This is a genomic window from Streptomyces sp. NPDC057854 (assembly GCF_042797055.1).
Lineage (GTDB): Bacteria > Actinomycetota > Actinomycetes > Streptomycetales > Streptomycetaceae > Streptomyces.
This window is the reverse complement of sequence record NZ_JBHVMF010000003.1, coordinates 61,286-85,751: the sequence shown is the minus strand read 5'-3', so window position 1 is coordinate 85,751 and position 24,466 is coordinate 61,286. Positions and strand designations below refer to the sequence as shown.

Here is a 24,466-nt window from a genome sequence, read left to right as displayed (position 1 = left end):
GCCGAAGGCCCCGACCCCCCCACGGGGGCCGGGGCCTTCGTCACAGCCGCGTCAGAGCAGCGCGTTCAGCGAGGTCACGGCGGGACCCTCGCCCAGCGAGATCTTCACCCGCGCCGCGTACGGGGCCGTACCGCTGCCCGTGCCCTTGTACAGGTACACGTTCCCGGAACCGTCCCGCGCGACCAGGTCGGCCCGCCCGTCGTCCGTCAGGTCGCCCGGGGACGACACGAGCGAGTACCCCTGCCAGCCGGACCCGACCCGCACCCGCGTGCCGTACGGCACGTCGGCCTTGCCCGTCGCCGGGTACAGCCACAGCACACCGGACGTGTCACGGGCGATCAGGTCGGCCCGCCCGTCGCCGTTGAGGTCACCGGCCCCGGTGAACTGGTTGTAGATGCCCCAGCCACCGCCGATGCGCACCCGGGTCGCGAACGGCGCGGTCGTGCTCGTCGTGCCCTTGTACAGCCACAGCACGCCCGAGGTGTCCCGCGCGATCATGTCCGGCCGGCCGTCACCGCTGACGTCCCCGACACCGGTGAGCTGGTTGTAGATCCCCCAGCCGCCACCGACCCGCACCCGCGCGGTCAGCGGCTCGTACGAGCTGCCGGTGGTCCGGTACGACCACAGCACGCCGGACGTGTCCCGCGCGACGACACCGCCGCCGGCCGCCTCGGTCGTGATCGGCGCGAGCTTGGTGACGGCGTTGTACACGCCCCACCCGCGCCCGACCGTCTCCGACCACTCCCGGAACGGCGCGGACGCCTTGCCGGTGCCGTGGTGCCAGTACAGCAGCCCGCCCTTGTCCCGGGACACCATCGCGTGGTGCGTCGGCACCGGCCGGGAGCTCTGCACCGCGAACTCGCTGCGGGCCTCCGGGTTGTCGACGCCGCTGTCGTACACCTCGAAGATGGCGTACGTGCCGATCCGCCACGCCGCGGCGGTCGGGCTCGCCTTCACCGTGTACGTGACGGTGACGTCGACCGGCCCCTCCGTACCGGGGTCGATCTCGCAGCTCACCCCGCCGGGCGACAGGTACCCGCTGGTCAGGTCGCACTCGGTGGTCCCGGAGTCCTGCCGGACGCTGGAGATGCCGACCTGGAGCTCGCCCTCCTCCCAGTGCCGCATGCCCTCGCCCGGCTCGAAGCCGATGTCGAGCCGCCCCTTGTCCACCGCGTGCACCTTCGCGGTGTGCGTCACCGTGGTGCCGGGCGCCACCGGCGGCGTGGACAGCTGGACGGTGTTCTGCGTGACGTGCTCCGCCGTCTTCACCGTGACGGTACGGGCGGCACGCTGGTGGTCCTCCACGTAGAGGTCGACCGTCTGCGCCTCCTTCACGGCGGCGGCGAGGTCCCCGCCCTCCGGCACGTAGACGAAGCCGTAGTGCAGCGTCGTGTTGTCGGCGGTCGCGGCCGACGCCTCGACGCCGAGGTACGGGTAGTAGTTCTCGTCCGTGACCGCGCAGGTGTACACCCCGGTCACCCCCGGCCGCGCCTCGCAGCCGTCCGCCTGCAGCGTCATCCCCGCGGGCAGACCGCCCCGCGTCCACGCCGCGTCGGTCAGCGGCGCCTTGCTGAAGGCGTACACGAGCGTCCCGGAGAACGGCCCGTCGTACGACACCCCGGTCGGACTCACCTCGGCCGGCCACGTACCCGGCTGAATCACCCGGTCCCGGATCTCGAACCCGGGATACCAACTGTCGGCGGCGGAAGCGGAACCCCCGGACACCAACCCGGCCACGAGCAGCGCGGCCGTTCCCCCCAGAGCAATGGTCTTGCGCAAGCGATCATCCTTCGTCGCAACGGCACCCCCCCTGGGTGCGCGCGCCGCACGCTACCGCGAAGACCCCGCCCCCCGGACGGCGGGGGCGGGGTCTTCGTCGTACAGAGCCGCCTGTCGGAATCGAACCGACGACCTCAAGATTACAAGTCAAGCGCTCTAGCCAACTGAGCTAAGGCGGCAGCGAGTGCAGTCTAACCAACCCCGCCCGGCCCGCGGTCGGAAATCTCACGCCCCCCGGACTGCTGACAGAACCGGCGCCGCCAGGTAGCGTCGAGCGGAGTTCACCCAGGTGGACTAGACCTCAACTCTTCCTTTACTCGGATCGTCCGGCACGTTCCTGCCGGTGAAGGGACCTTTCACCATGGCTTCTGTCACTTTCGACAAGGCGACGCGGATCTACCCCGGCGCCAAGACCCCCTCCGTCGACCAGCTCGACATCGAGATCGGCGACGGCGAGTTCCTCGTCCTCGTCGGGCCCTCGGGCTGCGGCAAGTCGACCTCGCTGCGGATGCTCGCGGGGCTGGAGGACGTGAACGCGGGTGCCATCCGCATCGGGGACCGCGACGTCACCCACCTGCCGCCGAAGGACCGGGACATCGCCATGGTGTTCCAGAACTACGCGCTGTACCCGCACATGACCGTCGCCGACAACATGGGCTTCGCGCTCAAGATCGCCGGCGTCAACAAGAGCGAGATCCGCGCGAAGGTCGAAGAGGCCGCGAAGATCCTCGACCTCACCCAGTACCTGGACCGCAAGCCGAAGGCGCTCTCCGGCGGTCAGCGCCAGCGCGTCGCCATGGGCCGCGCCATCGTCCGCGAGCCGCAGGTCTTCCTCATGGACGAGCCGCTGTCGAACCTCGACGCCAAGCTCCGCGTCTCGACCCGTACGCAGATCGCCGGCCTCCAGCGCCGGCTCGGCATCACGACGGTCTACGTCACCCACGACCAGACCGAGGCCCTCACCATGGGCGACCGCGTCGCCGTGCTGAAGGACGGTCTGCTCCAGCAGGTCGACACCCCGCGCAACATGTACGACAGGCCCGCGAACCTCTTCGTCGCCGGCTTCATCGGCTCCCCCGCCATGAACCTGATCGAGGTCCCGATCACCGAGGGCGGCGTCAAGTTCGGCAACAGCGTCGTCCCGGTCCCGCGCGACGCGCTCGCCGCCGCCGCCGCGAACGGCGACACGACCGTCGTCGTCGGCGTCCGCCCGGAGCACTTCGACGTGTCCGGCCCGACCAGCAAGGACGGCGTGGCCGTGACCGTGAACGTCGTCGAGGAGCTCGGCTCCGACGGCTTCGTCTACGGCTCCACCCGCGTCGGCGGCGAGGACAAGGACATCGTGATCCGCGTCGGCGGCCGCGAGATCCCGGCCAAGGGCTCCACGCTGCACGTCGTGCCGCGCGCCGGCGAGCTGCACGTCTTCTCCAAGTCCACGGAGCAGCGCATCAGCGAGTGACCCCGGGGCCGAAACCGGCCCGTGGCGAACGGCCCCGTGTCCCTGGCGGACGCGGGGTCGTTCGTTTAAACGGGCTTACCCCGGAAAACCCCGGCATTCGGGGCCCGCCCGACCCCTCCGCGTCAACACGGGATTCGAAAAGCCGCGTCGAACCATCGCCCGCGAGAGTGACTAAATGTCGCCATATCACTACCGGCCGCTACGCTCGCCTGCGTGACGCACACTGCCCGCCGAATCGGCCGCTCCCTCGCCCTCGTCCTGCCCGTCGTCCTGGTCCTGTCGGGAACGCTCGCGGTGTCCGCCGTGCCGTGGGCCGGCCAGGACGCCGAAGGCCAGATGCTGACCGCCTCCGCCTCGGACGTCTCCACCCGCGCCAAGTCCCGCGCCCCGCAGGACGTGCTGCGCGACCGGCTCCTCGCCGAGCTCCAGGAGAAGGACCCCGGCGTCGCCCTGACGCACCTCCAGCGCGAGGTGGAGAACCGCCCCTCGCTCGCCGAGCACTGCGTGTCGATCGCCCGCGCCCTCGGCCGCGCCGCGGTCGAGCACTACGGCCCCGCCCGGGCCCAGTCCTTCTCCCGCCCGGTCTGCGACACCTCGTACGCGACCGGCGTGATGCGCGCGACGAGCTGAGCGCCGTCACCGCGCCCGCGGCGGCGGGGGACCTATGGTTCCCCGTATGCACACCACTCCGACGCAGGCCGTGGTCCTGGCGGGCGGCCAGGGCTCGCGGCTGCGCCCCTACACCGATGACCGCCCCAAGCCGATGGTCGAGATCCCGGGTACCGGGACCCCGATCATCGGCCATCAGCTTTCCTGGCTGGCCGCCGAGGGCGTGACCGACGCGGTCGTCTCCTGCGGGCACCTCGCCGAGGTCCTCCAGGAGTGGCTGGAGGGGGCGGAGCTGCCCCTGAAGGTGACCACGGTCGTCGAGACCGAACCGCTGGGCCGGGGCGGCGGCCTCAAGTACGCGGCCGCGCACCTGCCGGAGCCGGACCGGCCGTGGTACGCCACGAACGGCGACATCTGGACCCGCTTCTCGCTGCGGGAGATGGCCGCCTTCCACGACGAGCGGGACGCCACCGCGACGCTCGCCCTGGCCCGCCCGCGGATCCCATGGGGCGCCGTCGAGACCGACACGTTCGGGCACATCACCGACTTCGTCGAGGCGCCGCCGTCGCCGTTCCTCATCAACGCCGGCGTGTACGTCTTCTCCGCCGCCTTCGTCCGTGAGCTGCCGGACGTCGGGGACCACGAGCGGACCGCGTTCCCGCGCCTCGCCCGCGAGCGGCGCCTGGCCGGCTTCCCGCTGCCGCAGGGGGCGTACTGGAGGGCGATCGACACCGCGAAGGACCTGACGGAGGCCGCCAAGGAGCTGGCCGCGCAGACCCACTGAGACGCGCGAAGGCGGCACCGCCCCTGGGGGGGTGGTGCCGCCTTCGTGTGTGCGGGTGCGACCGCGGGTCAGCCGAGCAGGCCGCCGATCGGGTTCTGCGGGGCGTCGCCACCGCTGCTGGGGGCCTCCTCAGTGGGCGTCTCCTGGGTGGGGGTGCCGGTGGAGGAGCCGCCGGTGGACGAGGAACCGCCGCCGGTGGAGGTGTCGGTGGTGCCGCTCGGGCTGTCGCTGGTGGTGGGCGGCGGCGCGGGCTCGGACTGGGTGGGGGTACGGCTGCCGGTGCCGCCGCCTGTGCCGTCGGTGGCGGTGGGGCGCTGTTCCTGGGTCGGGGTGGAGCCGGTCTCGCGGCCGGTGCCGGTCTCGGTGGGCCGGGTGGCCTCCTCGGTCGCCGGGCTCTCCTCGCCGGCTTCGGTGGTCTCGGCCTCCGACGGTTCGGGGCGGGTGTCGCGGGGGGTCTCGGAGGGGGTGCGGCGGCGCTCGGGTTCGGTGGGGAGCGGCTGGCCGGGGAGGTGGTTGACCGGGTCGTCGTTGGGGCCGGGGACGGTGACCATCTCGGTGGAGCGGACGGCGCCGCCGAGGACGGAGCCGATGAGGAGGGTGAGGCCGACGACGACGGAGGCGTACAGCATGGAGCGGCGCAGCACCCGGCGGCGGAGTTCCCAGAGTTCGGCGCGGGGGCCGAGGGTGCGCCAGGCTTCGCCGGCGAGGCGTCCGTCGAGGGAGTAGACGGGGGCGCCGGCGATGATCAGCGGGGACCAGGCGGCGAGGTAGATGATGTCGGGCGCGTCGTAGACGGGGACGGTGCGCCAGCTGACGGTGAGGATGAGGGCGGCGGAGAGGAGGGCGCCGACGACGGCGGCGACGCGCTGCCAGAGGCCGAGGACGGTGAGGACGCCGACGACGACCTGGAGGAAGGCGACGGTGAGTCCGGCGCCGACGGGGTGCTGGAGGGCGAAGTCGCGGAGCGGTTCGGCGAGCGGCCAGGGGTGGAGCTGGGTGAGCCACTTGACCATGGAGCCGCGTTCGCCGCCGTCGAAGTAGACGGGGTCGCAGAGCTTGCCCATGCCGGCGTAGATGGAGATGAAGCCGAGGAAGACGCGGAGCGGCAGCAGCACCACGCCGAGGTTCATGCGGCGGCCGGGGTAGTACGCGTGCCGGACGCCCGCCGCGGAAGCGGCTGATGTCTCCGTGGAGCCGTGGCGCCGGCCGTCGTGCCGGGTCTCCTCGTACGCCTCGGGCTCGGGCCGCAGGTCGTACACGTCGTCGTAGGCGCCTTCGGCCCGTCGCATGGGCGGCAGGAGGGGCGCGGCGGCTTCGGCGGGGACCATCGGGGTGGGCATCGTGTCGTCGATGCGGGGGATGGCCTGGGTGGTCGGCTCCAGTGTGGAGACGGCGCCGGCCGGGGCTGCCGAGGACTCGCGTACGGCCTGGAGGAGTCCGGTGGCTCCGGGGTTGGCCTTGCCGGTCCACACGACGGGTCGTCGGCGCGGCGCCCCGGCGCCGCCGGCTCCGGAGAGGGCGGCCACGCGCGGGTTCGCGCCGAACTTCGGCTGCTGGGCCGGCGCGAGCCGCACACGGAAGCTGGCGTGGTTCACGATCACCTGGGCGGGATCGGAATCCACCTTGACCATGCTCAGCGCGGGCTGATCGTCGAACCCCGGCCGGGGCGTTCTGGTGTCCACACTCATCTAACCGAGTGACGCGGGGTTTGGACACTGCCTTGACGGGCTCGGATGTCCGAGGTCCGTCAAGATCACGGCCGGGGCGGGTCCCCCGTACGGTTCCGGTCCGTCCGGGGGAGGGCGGTCACCTGCGGCGACGGGCGGCCTCGTAGAGGACGACGCCGGCGGCGACACCGGCGTTGAGGGACTCGGCGCCGCCGGGCATGGGGATGCGGACGAGGTGGTCGCAGGTCTCGCCGACGAGCCGGGAGAGGCCCTTGCCCTCGGAGCCGACGACGATGACGACGGGGCCTTCGAGGGCTTCGAGCTCGTGGACCTCGGTGTCGCCGTCGGCGGAGAGGCCGACGACGGTGAGGCCGGCCTTCTGGTACTCCTGCAGGCAGCGGGTGAGGTTGGTGGCGCGGGCCACCGGGGTGCGGGCGGCGGTGCCGGCGGAGGTCTTCCAGGCTCCGGCGGTCATGCCGGCGGCGCGGCGCTCGGGGACGACGACGCCGTGGCCGCCGAAGGCGGAGACGGAGCGGACGACGGCGCCGAGGTTGCGCGGGTCGGTGACGCCGTCGAGGGCGACGATCAGCGGGTCCTCGTGGTCGTCGTAGGCCGCCGCGGCGAGGTCCTCGGGGTGGGCGTACTCGTAGGGCGGGACCTGGAGGACGAGGCCCTGGTGGTTGAGGCCGTTGGTCATCCGGTCGAGCTCGGGGCGCGGCGCCTCCATGATGTTGATGGTGCCGCGGCCGGTGGCGAGGTTGAGGGCCTCGCGCACGCGCTCGTCGTTGTCGATGAACTGCTGGACGTACAGGGTGGTGGCGGGGACGCCGTCGCGCAGGGCCTCGAAGACGGGGTTGCGGCCGACGACCATCTCGGCCTGGCCCTTGCCGCCGCGGCGGGCGACGGGCTTGCGCTTGGCGGCGTTGCGCGCCATGGCGTTGGAGACGCGGTACGCCTTGTGGCCCTTGCGGTTCTCGGCCTTGGGCGTGGGGCCCTTGCCTTCGAGGCCCTTGCGCCGCTGGCCACCGCTGCCGACCGTCGCGCCCTTCTTGTTCGACGTGCGACGTCCCCTGCGCTGGCTGTTCCCGGCCATGGTTGTTACCTGTTCCTCTGACTGCGTGCGTATGAAGTCTGTAAGTGAAGTGTGCCGCCCGGGTCTCCGGGCGGCACATCATCGGGGTGTTCTACCGGTTGGCGATGGTCCAGCGGGGGCCGTCGGGGCCGTCCTCGATGGAGAGGCCGGACTGGGTGAGCTGGTCGCGGATGGCGTCGGCGGTGGCCCAGTCCTTGCGCTCGCGGGCGGCTTCGCGCTGCTGGAGGACGAGGCGGACGAGGGTGTCGACGACGCCGTGGAGCTCTTCGCCGCCGCCGGTCTCGTCGGCCCACTGGGGGTCGAGGGGGTCGAGGCCGAGAACGCCGAGCATGGCGCGGACCTCGGCGAGGCGGGCGATGGCCTCGTCCTTGTCGTCGGCGGCGAGGGCGCTGTTGCCCTGGCGGACGGTGGTGTGGATGATCGCGAGGGCGTGCGGGACGCCCAGGTCGTCGTCCATGGCCTCGGCGAAGGCCGGGGGGACCTCGGCGGCGGGCGGGACGGTCCGGCCGGCCTTCTCGGTGGCGCGCTGGACGAAGCCCTCGATGCGGCCGAAGGCGGCCTCGGCCTCGCGCAGGGACTCCTCGCTGTACTCGATCATCGAGCGGTAGTGCGGGGTGCCCAGGTAGTAGCGGAGGACGATGGGGCGCCAGTTCTTGACCATCTCCGAGACGAGGACGGAGTTGCCGAGCGACTTCGACATCTTCTCGCCGCTCATGGTGACCCACGCGTTGTGGACCCAGTAGCGGGCGAACTCGTCACCGAACGCCTTGGCCTGGGCGATCTCGTTCTCGTGGTGGGGGAAGATCAGGTCGAGGCCGCCGCCGTGGATGTCGAAGGCGGAGCCGAGGTACTTGTGGGCCATGGCCGAGCATTCGAGGTGCCAGCCGGGGCGGCCGCGGCCCCAGGGGGTCTCCCAGTCGGGCTCGCCGGGCTTGGTGGCCTTCCACATGGCGAAGTCGCGGGGGTCGCGCTTGCCGGAGACGCCTTCGTCGGGCTGGCGGAGGTCGTCGAGGTCCTGGTTGGAGAGCTCCAGGTAGCCGGGGAAGGAGCGGACGTCGAAGTAGACGCTGCCGTCGGCCTCGTAGGCGTGGCCGCGCTCGATGAGGCCGCGCATCATCTCGATCATCTCGGGGACGTGGCCGGTGGCGCGGGGCTCGTAGGTGGGCGGCAGGCATCCCAGGACGTCGTAGCCGTCGTTGAAGGCGCGCTCGTTCTCGTACCCGATCGACCACCAGGGGCGGTTCTGGTCCTGGCCCTTGGCGATGATCTTGTCGTCGATGTCGGTGACATTGCGGACGAAGGTGACGTCGTAGCCGCGGTAGGCGAACCAGCGGCGCATGATGTCGAAGTTGAGGCCGGACCGGATGTGTCCGATGTGGGGGGCCGCCTGGACGGTGGCGCCACAGAGGTAGATCGAGACGGAGCCCGGCGTGAGCGGGGTGAAGTCACGGATCTGCCGGGCGCTGGTGTCGTACAGGCGAATAGTCACGGGTCCAGGGTAGTGGGCGCGGGGCGGTGCCCCGCGACCGATCGTGGGTCCCGGGGCACGATTTTCGCGGCCGCTACCTCGGTACGGGGTACACCAGGGCGGTCGCGAGGGCGGCGAGGCCCTCGGCGCGGCCGGTGAGGCCGAGCCCGTCGGTGGTGGTGCCGGAGACGGAGACGGGGGCGCCGGCCGCTTCGCTCAGCGCCTTCTGGGCTTCGTCGCGGCGCTTGCCGATCTTGGGGCGGACGCCGATGACCTGGACGGCGATGTTGCCGATCTCGTATCCCTCGGCGCGGACGATGCGGGCGGCCTCGGCGAGGAGGGTGGTGCCGGAGGCGCCGGCGTACTCGGGGCGGGAGGTGCCGAAGTGGGCGCCGAGGTCGCCGACGCCGGCGGCGGAGAAGAGCGCGTCGCAGGCGGCGTGGGCGGCGACGTCGCCGTCGGAGTGCCCGGCGAGTCCGTACCCGTCGCTGTCCCGGTCGTCCCAGAGGAGGCCGGCGCACCAGAGGGGGCGGCCCTGCTCGAAGGCGTGGACGTCGGTGCCGATGCCGGTGCGGGGGAGGACGGGGGAATCAGAAGCCATCGTTGGCCCTCCTGCGGGCGAGTACGGCCTCGGCGAGGACGAGGTCGAGGGGGCGGGTCACCTTGAACGCCTCTTCGTGGCCGGGGACGACGACGACGGGGACGCCGAGCCGTTCGACCATGCCGGCGTCGTCGGTGGCGCCGTCGCCGGCGAGGGCGATGGTGGCGTGGGCGTCGGCCAGGGTGGCGTGGTCGAAGCCCTGGGGGGTCTGGACGGCGCGGAGGCGGGAGCGGACCGGGGTGGCGACGACCTGTTCGGGGTCGCCGGGCCGCGCGGCCGGCTCGACCTCCTTGACGGTGTCGGCGACGGGGAGCGCGGGGACGACGGCGACGGCGCCGTCGCGGACGGCCTCGATGACGGCGTCGACGGTGTCGACGGGGACGAGGGGGCGGGCCGCGTCGTGGACGAGGACGGTGTCGATGCCGGCGGGGAGCGCCTTGAGTCCGAGGTGGACGGACTCCTGGCGGGTGTCGCCGCCGGCGACGACGAGGTAATCGGTGCGCTCGGGGAGGGCGTGGGCGTCGAGGAGGTGTTTGACCTCGGCGACGCCGTCGGCGGGGGCGACCACGACGACGAGCTGGACCGCGCGGGAGGCGGCCATGGCGCGGACGGCGTGGATGAGCATGGGGGTGCCGTTCAGCGCGCGCAGCGCTTTCGGGGCGCCCGGACCGAGGCGTACGCCCCGCCCGGCGGCCGGGATCACCACGGCGGTTCGACGGGGACGCGCTTCGTCAGACATCGGTTGCACTCCGGCAGGTTTGTTTCCGCGGGCGACGTGGGTATGGCGTCAGCAGGCTGTGAGACGACGCCTCGACCGGGCCCTTTCCGTGACGACGGTCGGGGCGTCGCCATGCGGGAGCCGTGGCCGGGACGCGTCCCGGTTCTTTCGTGCGTGGGGGCGTGTGGGGGAGGACTGAGGAGGGGCGGACATGCCGCAGTGCCCGGCGACGGGACTGTGGAATCGGTGATTCGGGGAATCGGTGATTCACAGCTCGTCGGCGGGCACCGCGGCAGTGCTGCTGGGCGTGATGTGCGCCGGACCTGGAAGGCCGGGCGTCAGGACGCGAGCACCTCGTCGAGGAGGGCCTCGGCCTTGTCCTCGTTGGTGTTCTCGGCGAGCGCCAGTTCGCTCACCAGGATCTGGCGCGCCTTGGCGAGCATGCGCTTCTCCCCTGCGGAGAGACCGCGCTCGCGCTCGCGGCGCCAGAGGTCGCGGACCACTTCGGCGACCTTGATGACATCGCCGGAGGCGAGCTTCTCGAGGTTCGCCTTGTAGCGGCGGGACCAGTTCGTCGGCTCCTCGGCGTACGGCGCGCGCAGCACCTCGAAGACCCGGTCCAGCCCGTCCTGCCCGACAACGTCGCGCACGCCTACGAACTCCGCGTTGTCCGCCGGCACGCGAACCGTCAGGTCGCCCTGCGCGACCTTGAGCACCAAGTAGGTCTTGTCCACGCCTTTGATCTGGCGAGTTTCGATGGCCTCGATCAGCGCGGCCCCGTGATGGGGATAGACCACGGTGTCGCCAACCTTGAACGTCATGTGACAGGTACCCCTTCCGTGGCTATCCAGGGTAACACGGAAACGGCTTCTTCTGAATGGCGTTTCCGCAGGTCAGGGCATATCTCGGGGCTTGACAAGTGCGTCGCCCGCGTGCTGCGGAGGGCTTCCGGAAGGCGGTATTCGCAGGTCGGAGCGGCTGCGTCGACGGAGAGAAACATGGGCGTCACACACTTCCCGGGCTCCCCAGAGAGGGCGTTATGTCCTGGTTCGTCCGACCCGGAGGGGGCCCGTTCGCGTACTCCGTTCGAGGATCGACCACCCGTACGGAGGGATCGCGCCGAGAATCCGGAATTGATCAGCGGGCGGTCCGCCGGTGCTTTTCCGTAAGGGAAGGCATGCGGAATGCGACGCGGCCGACGGAATTGATCACGTCGGTTATGTGAACGCGGGGCCAATGGGATGTGATCCGGCCACGCCTCCGCCGCACCGCGCGCGGCGCCGCTCCGGGCGGCACGGGGGCCGCTCCGGGGCCGCGCGGCACGGGGCCGGGACCGGCCGCCGCGCGGCGGCGGGGGCTTAGGGGCGGGTCGGGTGCGGGACGGAGAGTGCGGCTCGGTAACCTAAGCGCGCTGACGCACCTTTAGCTGGTCCTTAGTCCCTCTCGTCCGTACGTCCTAGGAGTTGCCGCCGCCGTGAGCCGCAGCCTTCGACGCGGCGCCCTCGCCGCCACCGCCATCGTGTTCTCGATCGCCGCGCTGTCCGCCTGCGGTGCGGGCAACGACGCCCAGACGCTCCAGATCCGTCCGGACAACGCCGCCGTCACCGTGGACGACGTCAAGATCCAGAACGCGGTCGTCATCACCCAGCCGACCGCCGGCGCCAAGGGCCCGGCCGTCGTCGCCGCGACCGTCTTCAACAACGGCCGCGCCCCGCAGACGCTGGAGTCCATCAGCCTGCCCGGCAGCAACGCGCCGGTCGCCCTGAAGTCCGCCAAGGGCAGCGGCCCGGTCGTCGTCCCGGCCGGCGGCTCCGTCGTCATCGGCGGCACGGGCAACGCCACCGCCACGATCGAGAACGGCCACGAGGCCGCGAAGAACGGCGACGCGCAGAAGGTCACGTTCACGTTCAGCAAGACCGGTGACGTCTCCCTGGAGGCGTTCGTCGTCCCGTCGACGAGCTACTACAAGGACTTCGGCCCGTCCGAGGTCCCGCTCCCGCCCGGCGCCACCCCGTCCGCCGAGGCCACGGCCGAGTCGGGCGAGCACGGCGGCCACGGCTCCGAGTCGGGCAGCCACGGCGCCGAGTCCGGCGGGCACGGCGAGGCGAGCCCCACCGCCGGCCACTGAGTCACCCGCACACGCCGAGAGGGGCGCCCCACCAGGGGCGCCCCTCTCGGCGTAGCGGCGTACGCTCAGGCCTTCCTACGGCTCGAACTTGTAGCCCAGGCCGCGGACCGTCACCAGGTAGCGCGGGGCACCGGGGTCCGGGGCTCGAGCCCCTGCCCCGCGTGCGCCCCTCGCGCCGCTCGGCCCCTGGGGGCCTCCCGGGCTTCGGGACGCTGCGCCGGGCTCCGCCCGGCCTCGGGGCGGGCGGGGATCCTACGGCTCGAACTTGTAGCCCAGGCCGCGGACCGTCACCAGGTAGCGCGGGGCGCCGGGGTCGGGTTCGATCTTGGCGCGGAGGCGCTTGACGTGGACGTCGAGGGTCTTGGTGTCGCCCACGTAGTCCGCGCCCCAGACGCGGTCGATGAGCTGCATGCGGGTGAGCACGCGGCCCGCGTTGCGCAGCAGCATCTCCAGGAGGTCGAACTCCTTCAGCGGGAGGTCGATCTTCGCGCCGGCGACCGTCACCACGTGCCGGTCGACGTCCATGCGGACCGGGCCGGCCTCCAGGGCCGCCGGGGTGACCTCCTCCGGCTCGCCGCGCCGGCGCAGCACCGCGCGGATGCGGGCGACCAGCTCGCGCGAGGAGAAGGGCTTCGTCACGTAGTCGTCGGCTCCTATCTCCAGCCCGACGACCTTGTCGATCTCGCTGTCCTTCGCGGTCACCATGATGACCGGGACGTTGGAGCGGCCCCGCAGCTGCCGGCAGACCTCCGTGCCGGGCAGGCCCGGCAGCATCAGGTCGAGGAGGACGAGGTCCGCTCCGTTGCGCTCGAACTCGTCGAGGCCGTCGGGCCCGGTCGCCGCCACGGCGACCTCGAAGCCCTCCTTGCGGAGCATGTACGACAGGGCGTCGCTGAAGGATTCCTCATCCTCGACGACAAGGACTCGGGTCACGGAAGGACCTCCGGTGCGGGAAGCGGTTCGGTCATGAGATCGGGGGTGAGGGAGGAGGCGGCGGTCCGGCGGTCCCGTGCGGAGCCCGCCTCGGGCAGCCGCAGGGTGAAGGTGGAGCCCTGACCCTCGGTGCTCCACACCGTGACCTCTCCGCCGTGCGAGGCGGCCACGTGCTTGACGATCGCGAGCCCGAGCCCCGTACCGCCGGTGGCACGCGAGCGTGCCGGGTCGACGCGGTAGAAGCGCTCGAAGATCCGCTCGCGGTCCTTCTCCGGGATGCCGATGCCCTGGTCGGTCACGGCTATCTCGATGAGGTCCCCGCCGGGCGCCGCGACCCGGCGGGCGGCGATGCCCACGCGGGTCCGGGCCGGCGAGTAGTTGACGGCGTTCTCGACGAGGTTGCCGAGGGCGGCGGCGAGCTGGCCGCGGCTGCCCCAGACGTACAGGTCGGCGGCGCCGCCGGAGGCCATGGTGATCTGCTTGGTGGAGGCCGGGTGCCGGGAGCGGTCGATCGCCTCGGCGACCAGCTCGTCCACGGACACCGGCTCGGAGTCCTCCAGCGGGTCGTCGTTCTGCACCCGCGAGAGGTCGATGAGCTCCTGGACCAGGTTGGTCAGCCGGGTCGCCTCGATCTGCATCCGGCCCGCGAAGCGCATGACCGCCTCGGGGTCGTCCGAGGCGTCCATGACGGCCTCGGAGAGCAGCGAGAGCGCCCCGACGGGGGTCTTCAGCTCGTGGCTCACGTTCGCGACGAAGTCGCGCCGTACCGCTTCGATACGGCGGGCCTCCGTCAGGTCCTCGACCAGGAGCAGCACGAGCCGCGAGCCCAGCGGGGCGACGCGCGCGGAGACGGCGAGGGCCTCGCCGCGTCCGCCGCCGCGCCGGGGGAGGTCCAGCTCGACCTGGCGTATCTCCCCGTCCCTGCGGGTGTCGCGGGCCATGTTGAGCATGGGCTCCACGGCGAGCTTGCCGCCCCGGACGAGTCCGAGGGCGTACGCCGCCGAGCTGGCCTTCACCACGGAGTCGCTCTCGTCGAGGACGACCGCGGAGGAGCGCAGCACGGAGAGCACGGTGTCGACGCCGGGCGGCAGCACGGCGTCGGTGTGCAGGGAGGTGCGGGTGGGTCGCGCCTGGTCGCGCTCGCTCCAGCGGAACGCCAGCATGGCGATCACGCCGGTGCACACGCCGGCGATCGCGGCCAATGCGGCGACCGCCGCGTTCACGTCCATGCCATCCAGGTTATGCGTGGTCATGGACACTCTCCCAGCCGTCCGAGTGGCTGCTCGAACACTCGTCGCTCAGAGTTCACCCTGGGGACGGGACCGGTTCATTTGCCCTGGGAGGGGCGGAGGCCCGCGTCTCCCAGAGTTCACCTTCAGGCAAGGGGTGGTTCATACGAGGGGATGGAGCCGGACGCACAGGGGGCCGAACGTGGGAGCGTGGGGGTCCGGAGCGACCACCCCCCGATGACGAGCGAAGGCACTGCCGGAGAAGAGGACACCCATGCGGGACGCGTACCACGAGGAACTTGACTCGATCGGCGAGGGCCTGGTCGAGATGGCCCGCCTGGTCGGGTCGGCGATCGGGCGCGCCACGACGGCGATGCTCGACGCGGACCTGAAGCTCGCGGAGAGCGTGATCGCGGCGGACCAGAAGGTCGACGACCTCCAGCACGACCTGGAGGCCCGGGCGATAGCGCTGCTCGCGCGCCAGCAGCCGGTGGCGACGGACCTGCGGATCGTGGTCACCTCGCTGCGGATGAGCGCCGACCTGGAGCGCTCGGGCGACCTGGCGCAGCACGTGGCGAAGCTGACCCGGCTGCGGTTCCCGGACCGCGCGGTCCCGAACGACCTGCACGCGACCATCCTCCAGATGGGCCAGCTGGCGCAGCGCCTGATGGCGAAGGCGGCCGAGGTGATCATCACCAAGGACGTCGACCTGGCGATGCAGCTGGAGCAGGACGACGACGAGATGGACCTGCTGCACCGGGCGCTGTTCCAGCACCTGATGGACGACCGGTGGAAGCACGGCATCGAGACGGCCGTGGACGTGACGCTGCTGGGCCGGTACTACGAGCGGTTCGCGGACCACGCGGTGTCGGTGGCGAAGCGGGTCGTGTACCTGGTGACGGGCGAGCACGCGGACGAGCTCCAGCCGGCGGACACCCCGGTCGAGGGCGCGTAGGGGGTACGCGGGCGGGCCGGGGCGTCCGGGGGGCGCACGGGCGCACGGGGCTTCCGTGCGCCGTTGATGCGCCGGTCCGGGTGGGCATGGAATGGGGGACGAGGGACGATCCGCGTCCCGCGAGGGAGGGACCCCATGGCCGATTCCCCCATCACGCCCGACGCCCCGGCGGAGGCCCCGCGCGAGCGGACGCACCTGCCCGTCCTCGGGGCCTGCGGCTGCGGCTCCGGCTGCGGCTGCGGCTGCCAGTCGGGCGGCCCGTGCCAGTGCGGCGGCTGCTCGGGCTGACGCGTGAGGCGGGGGAGACGGCGCCGCCGCCCCCGGCGGACGCGCTCCCCCGCCGCTCACTCCCCCAGTGCGCGTACGCCGACGGTCTGGCCGCCGCTCTCCTCTCCGGTGGTGCGGAATCCGAGCCGGCGGTAGAAGCCGCCGGGGCCGTCGGGGCCGGGCTCCCAGGTGACGTACATGCGGTCGGCTCCGCGCCGGCGCAGCTCGCCGGCGACGGCCTCGACGGCGAAGCGGCCGTAGCCGGCGCCCTGGGCGTCGGCGGCGATGTTCAGCCGCCACAGGCCGCTGCGGCGGTCGGCCGGGTCCTCGTCGCCGCGCCAGGCGAGGTCGACGAAGGCCATGAGGAAGCCGACGAGCCGGTCGCCGTCGAAGATCAGCCGGGGCCAGGCGCCGTCGCCGTACGCGTACGCCTCGGCGAGGGACGTCGCGACGGGGGCGACGTTCTTCTCCTGGTGGGGGTGGACGCGGAGGGCGAGGGCGGCGTCGACGGTGGCGGGGGTGACCCGCTCCAGGCGCGGTGATCGTGTCATGGACAGGACGTTAGCGACTCCGCTCCCCCGTTCACCTCGGATTACCGTCGGTCACCCCCTGGGCAGCGACGGCTCCGCCCGACAGAATTGCCGCCATGCCCACCGCGCGAGCGACCCTCCTGACAGCGGCGGCGGCCGGAGCCGCCGCACTGCTGCTCACGGGCTGCTCGTCGGCACCGGCCGGCCTCACGGGCGTGACCGTGGCGGAGGACGGCACCCCGCTCGGCGTGATCCTGATGTGCCACGACCACGTCGACGGCGCCATGCTGCACCCCGACGACGCGCCCGAGGGCTCCCGCGAGGTCACCGGCGACTGGCGCCACGACGGCCCCGTCACCGGCTTCACCACCTGGCCGCTCATGCAGACGGCGAGCACCCCGGCGACCGAGGAGTGGACCCCGGAGACGGAGACGGCCCGCCTGGAGAAGGGCCGCAGCTACCGCCTGGCCGGCTGGACCGACGACGGCTCGTGGACGGCCTCCCCCGTCCGCTTCACCCCGGAGGACCTGACCCGCCTCAAGCCCGACCAGGTCCGCTACACCCTGGACGACGAGATCCGCACGACGACCCTCGACCACTTCCGCGACACCGCCTGCGACGAGGCGGCAGGCGGCCGCGAGGAACACTGACGGCCCCTCAGGCGCGGCGGCCATCGAGGCCGGGGCGGGGTCACTCGTCGAAGCGGCTCCAGGGGAAGTCGTACGCCCGCAGGGAGGCGAGGACTTCGCGGTCGCGTGCGGCGAACGCGAGGTCCGCCACGGTCTCACCGGCGCTCATGCTCACCAGCAGGCCAGGGGCCGCGAAGAACAGGTCGCCCCTGCAGTCCGGGAGGAACGGGCTGAGGGGGACCGGGCGCAGGAACTCCCGCAACGGCTCCATGCGTTCGACGGGCATTTCATGGGTCCAGGCCCTGAAGGGCGCGATGCCGCTGGCTTCGTGGAGGGTGAACTGGAGGAGGAAGCGGCTGAGGGGTTCCCCTTCGGGGATCATCTCCGGGTCTTCCTCGGCGTAGGGGTCCTCTGTGCGCCAGACAGCGGGGTCGGCGTCTGCCGGGCCGCCCTGCGGCGGCCACGGGATGGACCAGTCCGCGCATCCCTGGTTCTCGACGGCGAAGACCAGCAGACCGCCCCACGGTCTCTCGACTCGCCGCGGCCGCTCAAGCATGGGGTTGCTGAAGCGGTGAAGGGCGGGGCGCAGGCGGGCGAGACGGTGGAAGGCCGCGAGCGAGGACGGCAGACCGGCCAGCTCCTCATCCGTGAGCGCTTCGGGGTTCGGCTCGACCTCCTCGGCCGGGTACCACCCCAGAACCAGCATCTCCAGGGCACGGTTCGGGTCCGTGTCGACATGGTCGATCCAGTCGACGGACGGAAGCGGCTCCGTGGAGGAGGGCGAGACTGCGTGAGGCGAAGGCCCGGGGGACAGTGTCATGGGGTCACCCTAGGGAGAAAGGCAGGGGGGCTCACGGCACCCGGAAGCCTGTGCCGGTCAGGGGGGCGTGCAGAGGGACACCAGCGTGGCCCCACGGCGCGAAAATGCCCCTGATCTGCGCCGTGTGCGCAGGTCAGGGGCATGATCACTGTTCTTACTTCTTCTTGCCCTGGTTCTTGACGGCCTCGATGGCGGCGGCTGCCGCTTCCGGGTCGAGGTAAGTGCCGCCGGGGTTGACGGGCTTGAAGTCGGCGTCCAGTTCGTAGGCGAGGGGGATGCCGGTGGGGATGTTGAGGCCCGCGATGTCGGCGTCGGAGATGCCGTCGAGGTGCTTCACCAGGGCGCGGAGGCTGTTGCCGTGGGCGGCGACCAGGACCGTGCGGCCGGCGAGGAGGTCCGGGACGATGCCGTCGTACCAGTACGGGAGCATGCGCTGGACGACGTCCTTGAGGCACTCGGTGCGGGGGCGCAGCTCCGGCGGGATGGTCGCGTAGCGGGCGTCGCCGGCCTGGGAGTACTCGCTGTCGTCGGAGAGGACCGGCGGCGGGGTGTCGTACGAGCGGCGCCAGAGCATGAACTGCTCCTCGCCGAACTCGGCGAGGGTCTGGGCCTTGTCCTTGCCCTGGAGGGCGCCGTAGTGACGCTCGTTCAGGCGCCAGGAGCGGTGGACCGGGATCCAGTGGCGGTCCGCGGACTCCAGCGCGAGCTGGGCGGTGCGGATGGCGCGCTTCTGGAGGGAGGTGTGGACCACGTCCGGGAGCAGGCCGGCGTCCTTGAGCAGCTCGCCGCCGCGCGTCGCCTCCTTCTCGCCCTTCGCGGTGAGGTTCACGTCCACCCATCCGGTGAACAGATTCTTCTCGTTCCACTCGCTCTCGCCGTGGCGGAGGAGGATCAGCTTGTACGGTGCGTCGGCCATGCGTACGAGCCTAATGGACCGCCGACGATTGACGCGCGCCGTCAATTCGCTGGCGTCCGCCAGCCGAGATGCGTAAGTTTCGAGAGGCTTCAGAGGGACTTACCGCACGCAGGGGGCGCCCACACATGTCCATCGACTCGCTCAGACGATCGGCGCGCGCCACCGTCTCCGGTCTTCCGCAGGGCTTCTGGTGGCTGTGGCTGTCGACGCTGGTGAACCGGACCGGTGCCTTCGTCCTCACGTTCCTCGCGCTCTACCTGACGTCCGAGCTCGGGCACTCCGCCTGGTTCGCCGGTCTGGTCGTCGCCCTGCACGGTCTCGGCGGCGTCGCCGGTTCCCCGCTGGGCGGCGCGCTGACCGACCACTGGGGCCGCCGCCCCACGATGGTGACGATGCACCTGGCCGCCGCCGCGTGCGCCGGCGCGCTCGCCTTCGTCACCAGCGCCTGGGGCGTCGCCGTCATCGTGCTGCTGATGGGCGTCGCCATGCAGGCGGTCCGGCCGTCCATCAACGCGACGATCGCCGACATGGTCCCGGCCGGCGAGGTGCGCCGCGCCTACGCCCTCAACTACTGGGCGCTCAACCTGGGCTTCGCGGTCGCCTCGATCGCGGGCGGCGCCGCCGCCTTCCTCGGCTACCGGACCCTCTTCGTCGTCGACGCCGTCGCCACCACGCTGTGCGCGGTGATCGTCTTCCTGCGGCTGCCGGAGACCCGGCCGGAGAAGGCCCCCGAGAAGGCCGGCGAGAAGCGGAGCGCGGAGCGGGTGTCGATGCTGGACGTGCTGCGCGACGCGCCGTTCCGGACCCTCGTGCTGCTCAACCTGCTGGTCTGCCTGGTCTTCACCGCGCCGTGGATCGGCCTGTCGCTGACCATGGCCGACCAGGGCCTGCCGCCGTCCTCGTACGGCATGGTGATCGCCGTCAACGGCATCGTGATCGTCGGTTTCCAGCTGCTGGTCAACAAGCTGACCGAGCGGCGCTCGCCGGTGGTCCTGCTGGTCCTGTCCTCGCTGCTGTTCGCCGTCGGCACCGGTGCCACGGCGCTGGCCGGTTCGGCCGTCGCCTTCGCCGCGACCGTCGTGGTGTGGACGGTCGGCGAGATGATCCACGTGCCGACGAACGCCGCCGCCACCGCGCGGCTCGCCCCGGAGCACGCGCGCGGGCGCTACCAGGGCGTGATGGGCATGTCGTGGGCGGTCGCCGGATTCGTCGCGCCGATCGTGGCCGGCGCGATCGTCGACGGGCCCGGTCCGGACGTGCTGTGGGCCGGGACCTTCGCGATCGGCGCGCTCGCCGCCGTCCTGTACGCCCTGCGGCTGCGCACGGCGCTGCGCGAGCCCGAGCCGGAGCCGGAGGAGACCGGGCCCACCACGACCCCCGCTACGGCTGCGGCTTCGGCTCCGGAGCCGTCTCCCGCGTCAGGCTCCTGAACGCGTCCAGGTTCCGCGTCGACTCGCCGCGGGAGACCCGCCAGGCGTACTCCCGCCGGATCGCCGACGCGAAGCCGAGTTCGAGCAGCGTGTTGAAGTCGCCGTCCGCCGCCTCCAGGACCGAGCCCAGCAGCCGGTCCAGCTCGTCCGGCGTGACGGCGGCCAGCGGCAGCTTGCCGGCCAGGTAGATGTCGCCGAGCTGGTCGATCGCGTACCCGACGCCGTACAGCCTGAGGTTCCGTTCGAGGAGCCAGCGGTGGACGCCGGCCTCGTTCTCGTCGGGGTGGCGGACGACGAAGGCGTTGAGCGACAGGGAGTGGCGGCCGATCCGCAGCGACAGCGTGGTGGACAGCTTCCGGGTGCCGGGGAGCTTGACCACGTACGAGCCGGGTTCGGGGCTCTCCCACTCCAGCTCCGCCTCGGTGAGCGTGTCCTCGACGATCCGCCGGGTGTCCTGAGCGTCAGCCATGGTGGGAGCGTACGCGACGGTGGTGCGCCCGCTGCCGGTGGTCGTGCATGGCCGCCGTGTACACGTCGGCGGTGGCCGAGGCGGCCGTGTCCCAGCCGAAGGACTCGGCGTGCCGGGCGGCGGCCTCGCCCAGCCGGGCGGTGAGCCCCGGGTCGGCGGCGAAACGATCCAGCACGCGCGCGTAGTCCGCGGGGTCGTGGCCCCGCACCAGGAAGCCGGTCCGCTCGTCCCGTACGGCCACCGGCAGACCGCCCACCGCGGCGGCGACGACCGGCGTGCCCGTCGCCTGCGCCTCGATGGCGACCAGCCCGAAGGACTCGCTGTACGAGGGCATGACGAGGACCGACGCGGCCCGGAACCAGTCCGCGAGCCGTTCCTGCCCCACCGGCGGGTGGAAGCGGACGAGGTCGGCGATGCCGAGGCGGGCGGCGAGCTTCTGGAGCTGCTCCGGCTTGGCGAGGCCGCTGCCGCTGGGCCCGCCGACCACCGGCACCACCATCCGGGACCGGAGGGTGGGGTCGCGGTCCACCATCAGGGCGGCGGCGCGCAGCAGGATGTCCGGGGCCTTGAGGGGCTGGATGCGGCCGGCGAAGACGGGGACGAAGGCGTCCCGCGGCAGGCCGAGGCGAGCGCGGGCGGCGGCCCGGCCGTCGGCGGGCCGGAACCGGTCGAGGTTCACCCCGGGGTGGACGACCGCGATCTTGCCGGGGTCCGCCTCGTAGAAGCGGGCCAGCTCGTCGGCCTCCTCGGTGGTGTTGGCGATCAGCCGGTCGGCGGCGGCGACGATCTGCGTCTCGCCGATGACCCGGGCGGCCGGCTCGGGCGTGTCGCCCTCGGCGAGCGAGGCGTTCTTGACCTTGGCCATGGTGTGCATGGCGTGCACGAGCGGGACGCCCCACCGCTCGGCGGCGAGCCAGCCGACGTGGCCGGACAGCCAGTAGTGCGAGTGGACGAGGTCGTAGTGGCCGGGGCGGTGGCCCGCCCACGCCTGCATCACGCCGTGCGTGAAGGCGCAGAGCTGGGCCGGCAGCTCCTCCTTGGCCAGCCCCTCGTACGGGCCCGCGTCGACGTGCCGGACGAGGACCCCGGGGGCCAGCTCGACGACGGGCGCGAGGCCGCCGGTGGTGGCCCGGGTGAAGATCTCGACCTCGATGTCGATGGCCGCGAGCCGCTTGGCGAGCTCGACGATGTAGACGTTCATGCCGCCCGCGTCACCGGTGCCCGGCTGGTGCAGCGGGGAGGTGTGCACGGAGAGCATGGCCACCCGGCGCGGGGTGCGCGGGCGGCCCGGAAGCCGCAGCCGGGAGGGGGCTGCCGGGTGCCGGTGCCGGGTGCCGGCGAACCGGGACACGTACTGGCTCACGTCGGCGGTCCTTCCGCGAGAGGGTGGCGTGCGGACATGACAGGCGGAGGGCGCGGTGCGCGTCCTCCGCCCCCGACAACACCGGAACCTCCTCTTTCATTTCCGCCGCGCCCGCGCTTTGCCAATTCATTACGCCCATGCATCACGGGGGCGCCCCCCTCAGTGCGCGTATCCGGCGCCCGTGCCCCGCTCCGTATCCTCTTCCCATGGCCCCGCGCACCACCCGCCCCGTCGGCACCCCGACCCGCGGGACCACCAACCCGAACCGGCTGCGGCGGATGGACCGCTGGATCGCCGCCGTGCACGGGCCCGCGCTGCGCCGCTCGCCGGAGCCGCCCGTCGCCGTGGACCTCGGGTACGGCGCCGCCCCCTGGACCGCCGTCGAACTGCTGGCGCGGCTGCGGACCGCCGAGCCGCGCACCCTGCTGTACGGGATCGAGATCGAGCCCGCGCGGGTGGAGGCCGCGAAGCCGTACGAGGAGCGGTACGCGGGGCTGTCCTTCGTGCACGGCGGGTTCGAGGTGCCGGTGCCGGGCGCGCCCGCGCTGATCCGGGCCGCGAACGTGCTGCGCCAGTACGACGAGGAGCAGGTCGCCGCCGTGTGGGCGCGGCTGTGCGGGCGGCTCGCGCCGGGCGGGCTGCTCGTGGAGGGGACCTGCGACGAGATCGGGCGCCGGCACGTGTGGGTGGCGCTGGACCGGGGCGGGCCGCGCACGGTCACCTTCGCGACCCGGCTGGGCTCCCTGGAGCGTCCCTCGGACCTCGCCGAGCGGCTGCCGAAGGCGCTGATCCACCGGAACGTGCCGGGCGAGCCGGTCCACGCCTTCCTGCGGGACTTCGACCGGGCCTGGGCGGCGGCGGCGCCGTACGCCTCGCTGGGCGCCCGGCAGCGGTGGATCCGCTCGGTGCGGGACCTGACGGGCGACTGGCCGGTCGTGGACGGCCCGAAGCGGTGGCGGCAGGGCGAGGTGACGGTCCGCTGGGACGCGCTCGCGCCGCGCGTGTCCTGAGCCGGCGGCGCCGCGCGGCCTGACGGGGCGGCAGGTGACGGGCCGGTGTCCGGGGGCCCTCCGGCGCGCCACGGTCCGCCCACATCCCCGTGCCGGGGGAACGTCACCCGCTCATCGGCCGTCACTCTGGCGGGGGCCTGTCGTTCTGGCGGGGGATCTGTCGTTTTCCGGTTCCGCGTGGCACTATCGCCAGGACCACACAAGTTACTGACGGTAAATCAGAAAGTGGCCGTGGGGCACCCGGTCACGTAGGGGGAACCAGTGAACCGAGGACGCCGACGTCCGTACGCCGCCGCCGCGGTCACCGCGGCCTGCGCCCTGGCCCTGCTGGCCTCGCCCGCGCTGAGCCTCCAGGCGGCCGCCGCCCCGCTGCCGCCGCCCCCGCCGAAGAAGACCCTCGAACAGGTCCGCACCGAGATCGACACGCTGTACCGGCAGGCCGCCGCCGCCACCGACGCGTACAACCTCGCCGAGGAGCGCACCGAGAAGCAGTCCGCCGAGATCGTCCGGCTCGCCCGCATGATCGAGAGCGGCCGGAAGCGGATCGAGACCCTGAAGGCCCAGGCCGGCGCCACCGCCCGCGCCCAGTACCGCAACGGCGGCCTCCCGGACGGCGCCCAGCTCGTCCTCACCGGCGACCCGCAGCTCTTCCTCGACGCCGCCGGCCGGCTCCGCGAGGGCGCCAAGGCCACAACCGACCTCCTCGCCGAACTCACCCGCGCCCAGGGCGAGCTGAACACCTACGCGTCCGAGGCCGGCGACCACTGGACCCGGCTGGAGGCGGACCGCCTCCGCCAGGCGCAGGCCAAGAAGGAGATCGACGGCAAGATCGCCGCCGCGAAGAAGCTGGAGAGCGAGCTCGCCGCCGAGGAGCGCGAGCGGCTGCGCCGGATGGAGGAGCAGGCCCGCCGGCAGGCCCAGACGGAATGGCTCGGCTCCGGCATCCTCGCCGAACTCAGCACCGAGACCACCCCCGAGGCCCGTACCGCCATCCAGTCCGCCCTCGCGCAGGTCGGCAAGCCGTACGTGTGGGGCGCCGAGGGCCCAGACTCCTTCGACTGCTCCGGCCTCACCCAGTCCGCCTGGGCCGCCGCCGGCAAGCGCATCCCGCGCACCTCGCAGGAACAGTGGCGGCTGCTCCCCCGCGTCCAGCCGGAGGACATGCGCCCCGGCGACCTCATCGTCTACTACCAGGACGCCAGCCACATCGGCATGTACATCGGCGACGGCAAGATGGTCCACGCGCCCCGCCCCGGGCGGAACGTGACCGTCGCGGGCGCCGGCTCGATGGAGATCCTGGGCATCGTCCGCCCGACCTGATCCCCCGGCGGCCTCCCGTCCCGCCCGGCCTGATCCCGGGACGCACGGGCCGCGGCCCATGGGCGCACCCGCCCCACGGCCCCGCCGCCCCCCTCACGAGCGACCTGACGGATCCGGCCGAGTGAGGTTTCTCATGGGACGGGGGCCCGCCCCCGCCCGCCTCCGGCACAACTACCTCCCCTTCCGCGGCATATGCCAAGGAAGAGCCGGGCGCCCACGGAGTGATCGCCATTCCGCTGCGCGCCGCACTGCCGCTATGGTCCCGGACGGGGCGGGCCGCCACCCGGCG

At 72.6% G+C, this 24,466-nt stretch carries 24 protein-coding genes and 1 tRNA gene; 10 read left to right on the top strand and 15 right to left on the bottom strand.

Annotated elements, in window-relative coordinates; genetic code table 11:
• Positions 1 to 51: 51 nt before the first annotated feature.
• Both ACFVQZ_RS06605 and ACFVQZ_RS06600 read right to left on the bottom strand, forming a co-directional pair.
• Positions 52 to 1,779, bottom strand: a complete 1,728-nt coding sequence (locus ACFVQZ_RS06605; protein WP_383620120.1) for an FG-GAP repeat domain-containing protein — start codon at positions 1,777 to 1,779, stop codon at positions 52 to 54.
• Positions 1,780 to 1,884: 105 nt separating this feature from the next.
• Positions 1,885 to 1,958, bottom strand: a tRNA-Thr gene (locus tag ACFVQZ_RS06600).
• 182 nt (positions 1,959 to 2,140) lie between these two features.
• On the opposite strand from ACFVQZ_RS06600, the gene ACFVQZ_RS06595 reads away from it, so the two are divergent.
• The 3 genes from ACFVQZ_RS06595 to ACFVQZ_RS06585 all read left to right on the top strand — a co-directional run bounded on the left by ACFVQZ_RS06595 (position 2,141) and on the right by ACFVQZ_RS06585 (position 4,631).
• Entirely contained in the window at positions 2,141 to 3,238 is a 1,098-nt protein-coding gene (locus tag ACFVQZ_RS06595) for a sn-glycerol-3-phosphate ABC transporter ATP-binding protein UgpC (RefSeq protein ID WP_030495573.1), read from the top strand.
• Positions 3,239 to 3,451: 213 nt separating this feature from the next.
• A complete protein-coding gene (locus tag ACFVQZ_RS06590) occupies positions 3,452 to 3,868 on the top strand; it encodes a hypothetical protein (RefSeq protein ID WP_030495572.1) in 417 nt (138 codons plus the stop codon).
• A gap of 46 nt (positions 3,869 to 3,914) precedes the next feature.
• A complete protein-coding gene (locus tag ACFVQZ_RS06585; protein WP_030495571.1) occupies positions 3,915 to 4,631 on the top strand; it encodes a nucleotidyltransferase family protein in 717 nt (238 codons plus the stop codon).
• A 68-nt stretch (positions 4,632 to 4,699) separates the two neighbouring features.
• Here the strand turns inward: ACFVQZ_RS06585 and ACFVQZ_RS06580 are convergent, their stop codons facing one another.
• The 6 genes from ACFVQZ_RS06580 to ACFVQZ_RS06555 all read right to left on the bottom strand — a co-directional run bounded on the left by ACFVQZ_RS06580 (position 4,700) and on the right by ACFVQZ_RS06555 (position 10,999).
• Positions 4,700 to 6,319, bottom strand: coding sequence for a DoxX family protein (locus tag ACFVQZ_RS06580; protein WP_383620117.1), 1,620 nt, complete (start codon positions 6,317 to 6,319; stop codon positions 4,700 to 4,702).
• Between the two features lie 118 nt (positions 6,320 to 6,437).
• Positions 6,438 to 7,391: a 23S rRNA (guanosine(2251)-2'-O)-methyltransferase RlmB gene (gene rlmB / locus ACFVQZ_RS06575; RefSeq protein ID WP_030495569.1), complete on the bottom strand. Its 954-nt coding sequence runs from the start codon at positions 7,389 to 7,391 to the stop codon at positions 6,438 to 6,440.
• A 91-nt stretch (positions 7,392 to 7,482) separates the two neighbouring features.
• A complete protein-coding gene (gene cysS / locus ACFVQZ_RS06570) occupies positions 7,483 to 8,880 on the bottom strand; it encodes a cysteine--tRNA ligase (RefSeq protein ID WP_030495568.1) in 1,398 nt (465 codons plus the stop codon).
• A 73-nt stretch (positions 8,881 to 8,953) separates the two neighbouring features.
• Positions 8,954 to 9,460, bottom strand: coding sequence for a 2-C-methyl-D-erythritol 2,4-cyclodiphosphate synthase (gene ispF / locus ACFVQZ_RS06565; RefSeq protein WP_030495567.1), 507 nt, complete (start codon positions 9,458 to 9,460; stop codon positions 8,954 to 8,956).
• On the bottom strand, positions 9,450 to 10,199 hold the full coding sequence (ispD, locus tag ACFVQZ_RS06560; protein WP_030495566.1) for a 2-C-methyl-D-erythritol 4-phosphate cytidylyltransferase: 750 nt from the start codon (positions 10,197 to 10,199) through the stop codon (positions 9,450 to 9,452). The genes ispF and ispD overlap by 11 nt, the downstream gene beginning before the upstream one ends.
• A 317-nt stretch (positions 10,200 to 10,516) precedes the next feature.
• Positions 10,517 to 10,999 (bottom strand): CarD family transcriptional regulator, encoded by a 483-nt coding sequence (locus ACFVQZ_RS06555; RefSeq protein WP_003953493.1) that lies wholly within the window; start codon positions 10,997 to 10,999, stop codon positions 10,517 to 10,519.
• 653 nt (positions 11,000 to 11,652) lie between these two features.
• Here ACFVQZ_RS06555 and ACFVQZ_RS06550 point away from each other — a divergent pair.
• Entirely contained in the window at positions 11,653 to 12,306 is a 654-nt protein-coding gene (locus ACFVQZ_RS06550) for a DUF461 domain-containing protein (RefSeq protein ID WP_383620112.1), read from the top strand.
• A gap of 252 nt (positions 12,307 to 12,558) precedes the next feature.
• Here ACFVQZ_RS06550 and ACFVQZ_RS06545 read toward each other — a convergent pair whose 3' ends face one another.
• Together ACFVQZ_RS06545 and ACFVQZ_RS06540 are read right to left on the bottom strand one after the other, a co-directional pair.
• Entirely contained in the window at positions 12,559 to 13,239 is a 681-nt protein-coding gene (locus ACFVQZ_RS06545; protein ID WP_030495564.1) for a response regulator, read from the bottom strand.
• Complete coding sequence (locus ACFVQZ_RS06540; protein ID WP_030495563.1) at positions 13,236 to 14,468, bottom strand: cell wall metabolism sensor histidine kinase WalK; 1,233 nt, start codon at positions 14,466 to 14,468, stop codon at positions 13,236 to 13,238. Before ACFVQZ_RS06540 ends, ACFVQZ_RS06545 begins: the two co-directional genes overlap by 4 nt.
• A 274-nt stretch (positions 14,469 to 14,742) precedes the next feature.
• Between ACFVQZ_RS06540 and phoU the strand changes: the two genes are divergently transcribed.
• Complete coding sequence (phoU, locus tag ACFVQZ_RS06535; protein ID WP_030495562.1) at positions 14,743 to 15,423, top strand: phosphate signaling complex protein PhoU; 681 nt, start codon at positions 14,743 to 14,745, stop codon at positions 15,421 to 15,423.
• 135 nt (positions 15,424 to 15,558) lie between these two features.
• Entirely contained in the window at positions 15,559 to 15,711 is a 153-nt protein-coding gene (locus tag ACFVQZ_RS06530; protein WP_321192883.1) for a hypothetical protein, read from the top strand.
• Between the two features lie 56 nt (positions 15,712 to 15,767).
• On the opposite strand, the gene ACFVQZ_RS06525 is transcribed toward ACFVQZ_RS06530, so the two are convergent.
• Positions 15,768 to 16,241 (bottom strand): GNAT family N-acetyltransferase, encoded by a 474-nt coding sequence (locus ACFVQZ_RS06525; RefSeq protein ID WP_383620107.1) that lies wholly within the window; start codon positions 16,239 to 16,241, stop codon positions 15,768 to 15,770.
• 95 nt (positions 16,242 to 16,336) lie between these two features.
• Here ACFVQZ_RS06525 and ACFVQZ_RS06520 point away from each other — a divergent pair, with 95 nt between their 5' ends.
• Positions 16,337 to 16,870: a hypothetical protein gene (locus ACFVQZ_RS06520; RefSeq protein WP_030495560.1), complete on the top strand. Its 534-nt coding sequence runs from the start codon at positions 16,337 to 16,339 to the stop codon at positions 16,868 to 16,870.
• Positions 16,871 to 16,910: 40 nt separating this feature from the next.
• Here the strand turns inward: ACFVQZ_RS06520 and ACFVQZ_RS06515 are convergent, their stop codons facing one another.
• Entirely contained in the window at positions 16,911 to 17,669 is a 759-nt protein-coding gene (locus ACFVQZ_RS06515) for a hypothetical protein (protein ID WP_030495559.1), read from the bottom strand.
• A gap of 154 nt (positions 17,670 to 17,823) precedes the next feature.
• A complete protein-coding gene (locus ACFVQZ_RS06510; protein WP_030495558.1) occupies positions 17,824 to 18,585 on the bottom strand; it encodes a phosphoglyceromutase in 762 nt (253 codons plus the stop codon).
• A gap of 125 nt (positions 18,586 to 18,710) precedes the next feature.
• Between ACFVQZ_RS06510 and ACFVQZ_RS06505 the strand changes: the two genes are divergently transcribed.
• Positions 18,711 to 20,015 carry an MDR family MFS transporter gene (locus ACFVQZ_RS06505; RefSeq protein ID WP_383620103.1) on the top strand — a complete coding sequence of 435 codons (1,305 nt, stop codon included), beginning with the start codon at positions 18,711 to 18,713 and terminating at the stop codon, positions 20,013 to 20,015.
• On the opposite strand, the gene ACFVQZ_RS06500 is transcribed toward ACFVQZ_RS06505, so the two are convergent.
• Together ACFVQZ_RS06500 and mshA are read right to left on the bottom strand one after the other, a co-directional pair.
• A complete protein-coding gene (locus tag ACFVQZ_RS06500; RefSeq protein WP_030495556.1) occupies positions 19,966 to 20,484 on the bottom strand; it encodes a YbjN domain-containing protein in 519 nt (172 codons plus the stop codon). The two genes, ACFVQZ_RS06505 and ACFVQZ_RS06500, sit on opposite strands and share 50 nt — an antisense overlap.
• Positions 20,477 to 21,847, bottom strand: coding sequence for a D-inositol-3-phosphate glycosyltransferase (gene mshA, locus ACFVQZ_RS06495; RefSeq protein ID WP_030495555.1), 1,371 nt, complete (start codon positions 21,845 to 21,847; stop codon positions 20,477 to 20,479). Before mshA ends, ACFVQZ_RS06500 begins: the two co-directional genes overlap by 8 nt.
• Positions 21,848 to 22,053: 206 nt before the next feature.
• Between mshA and ACFVQZ_RS06490 the strand changes: the two genes are divergently transcribed.
• Positions 22,054 to 22,857: a class I SAM-dependent methyltransferase gene (locus ACFVQZ_RS06490; protein WP_383620101.1), complete on the top strand. Its 804-nt coding sequence runs from the start codon at positions 22,054 to 22,056 to the stop codon at positions 22,855 to 22,857.
• A gap of 261 nt (positions 22,858 to 23,118) precedes the next feature.
• Entirely contained in the window at positions 23,119 to 24,177 is a 1,059-nt protein-coding gene (locus ACFVQZ_RS06485; RefSeq protein ID WP_383620098.1) for a C40 family peptidase, read from the top strand.
• Positions 24,178 to 24,466 lie beyond the last annotated feature (289 nt).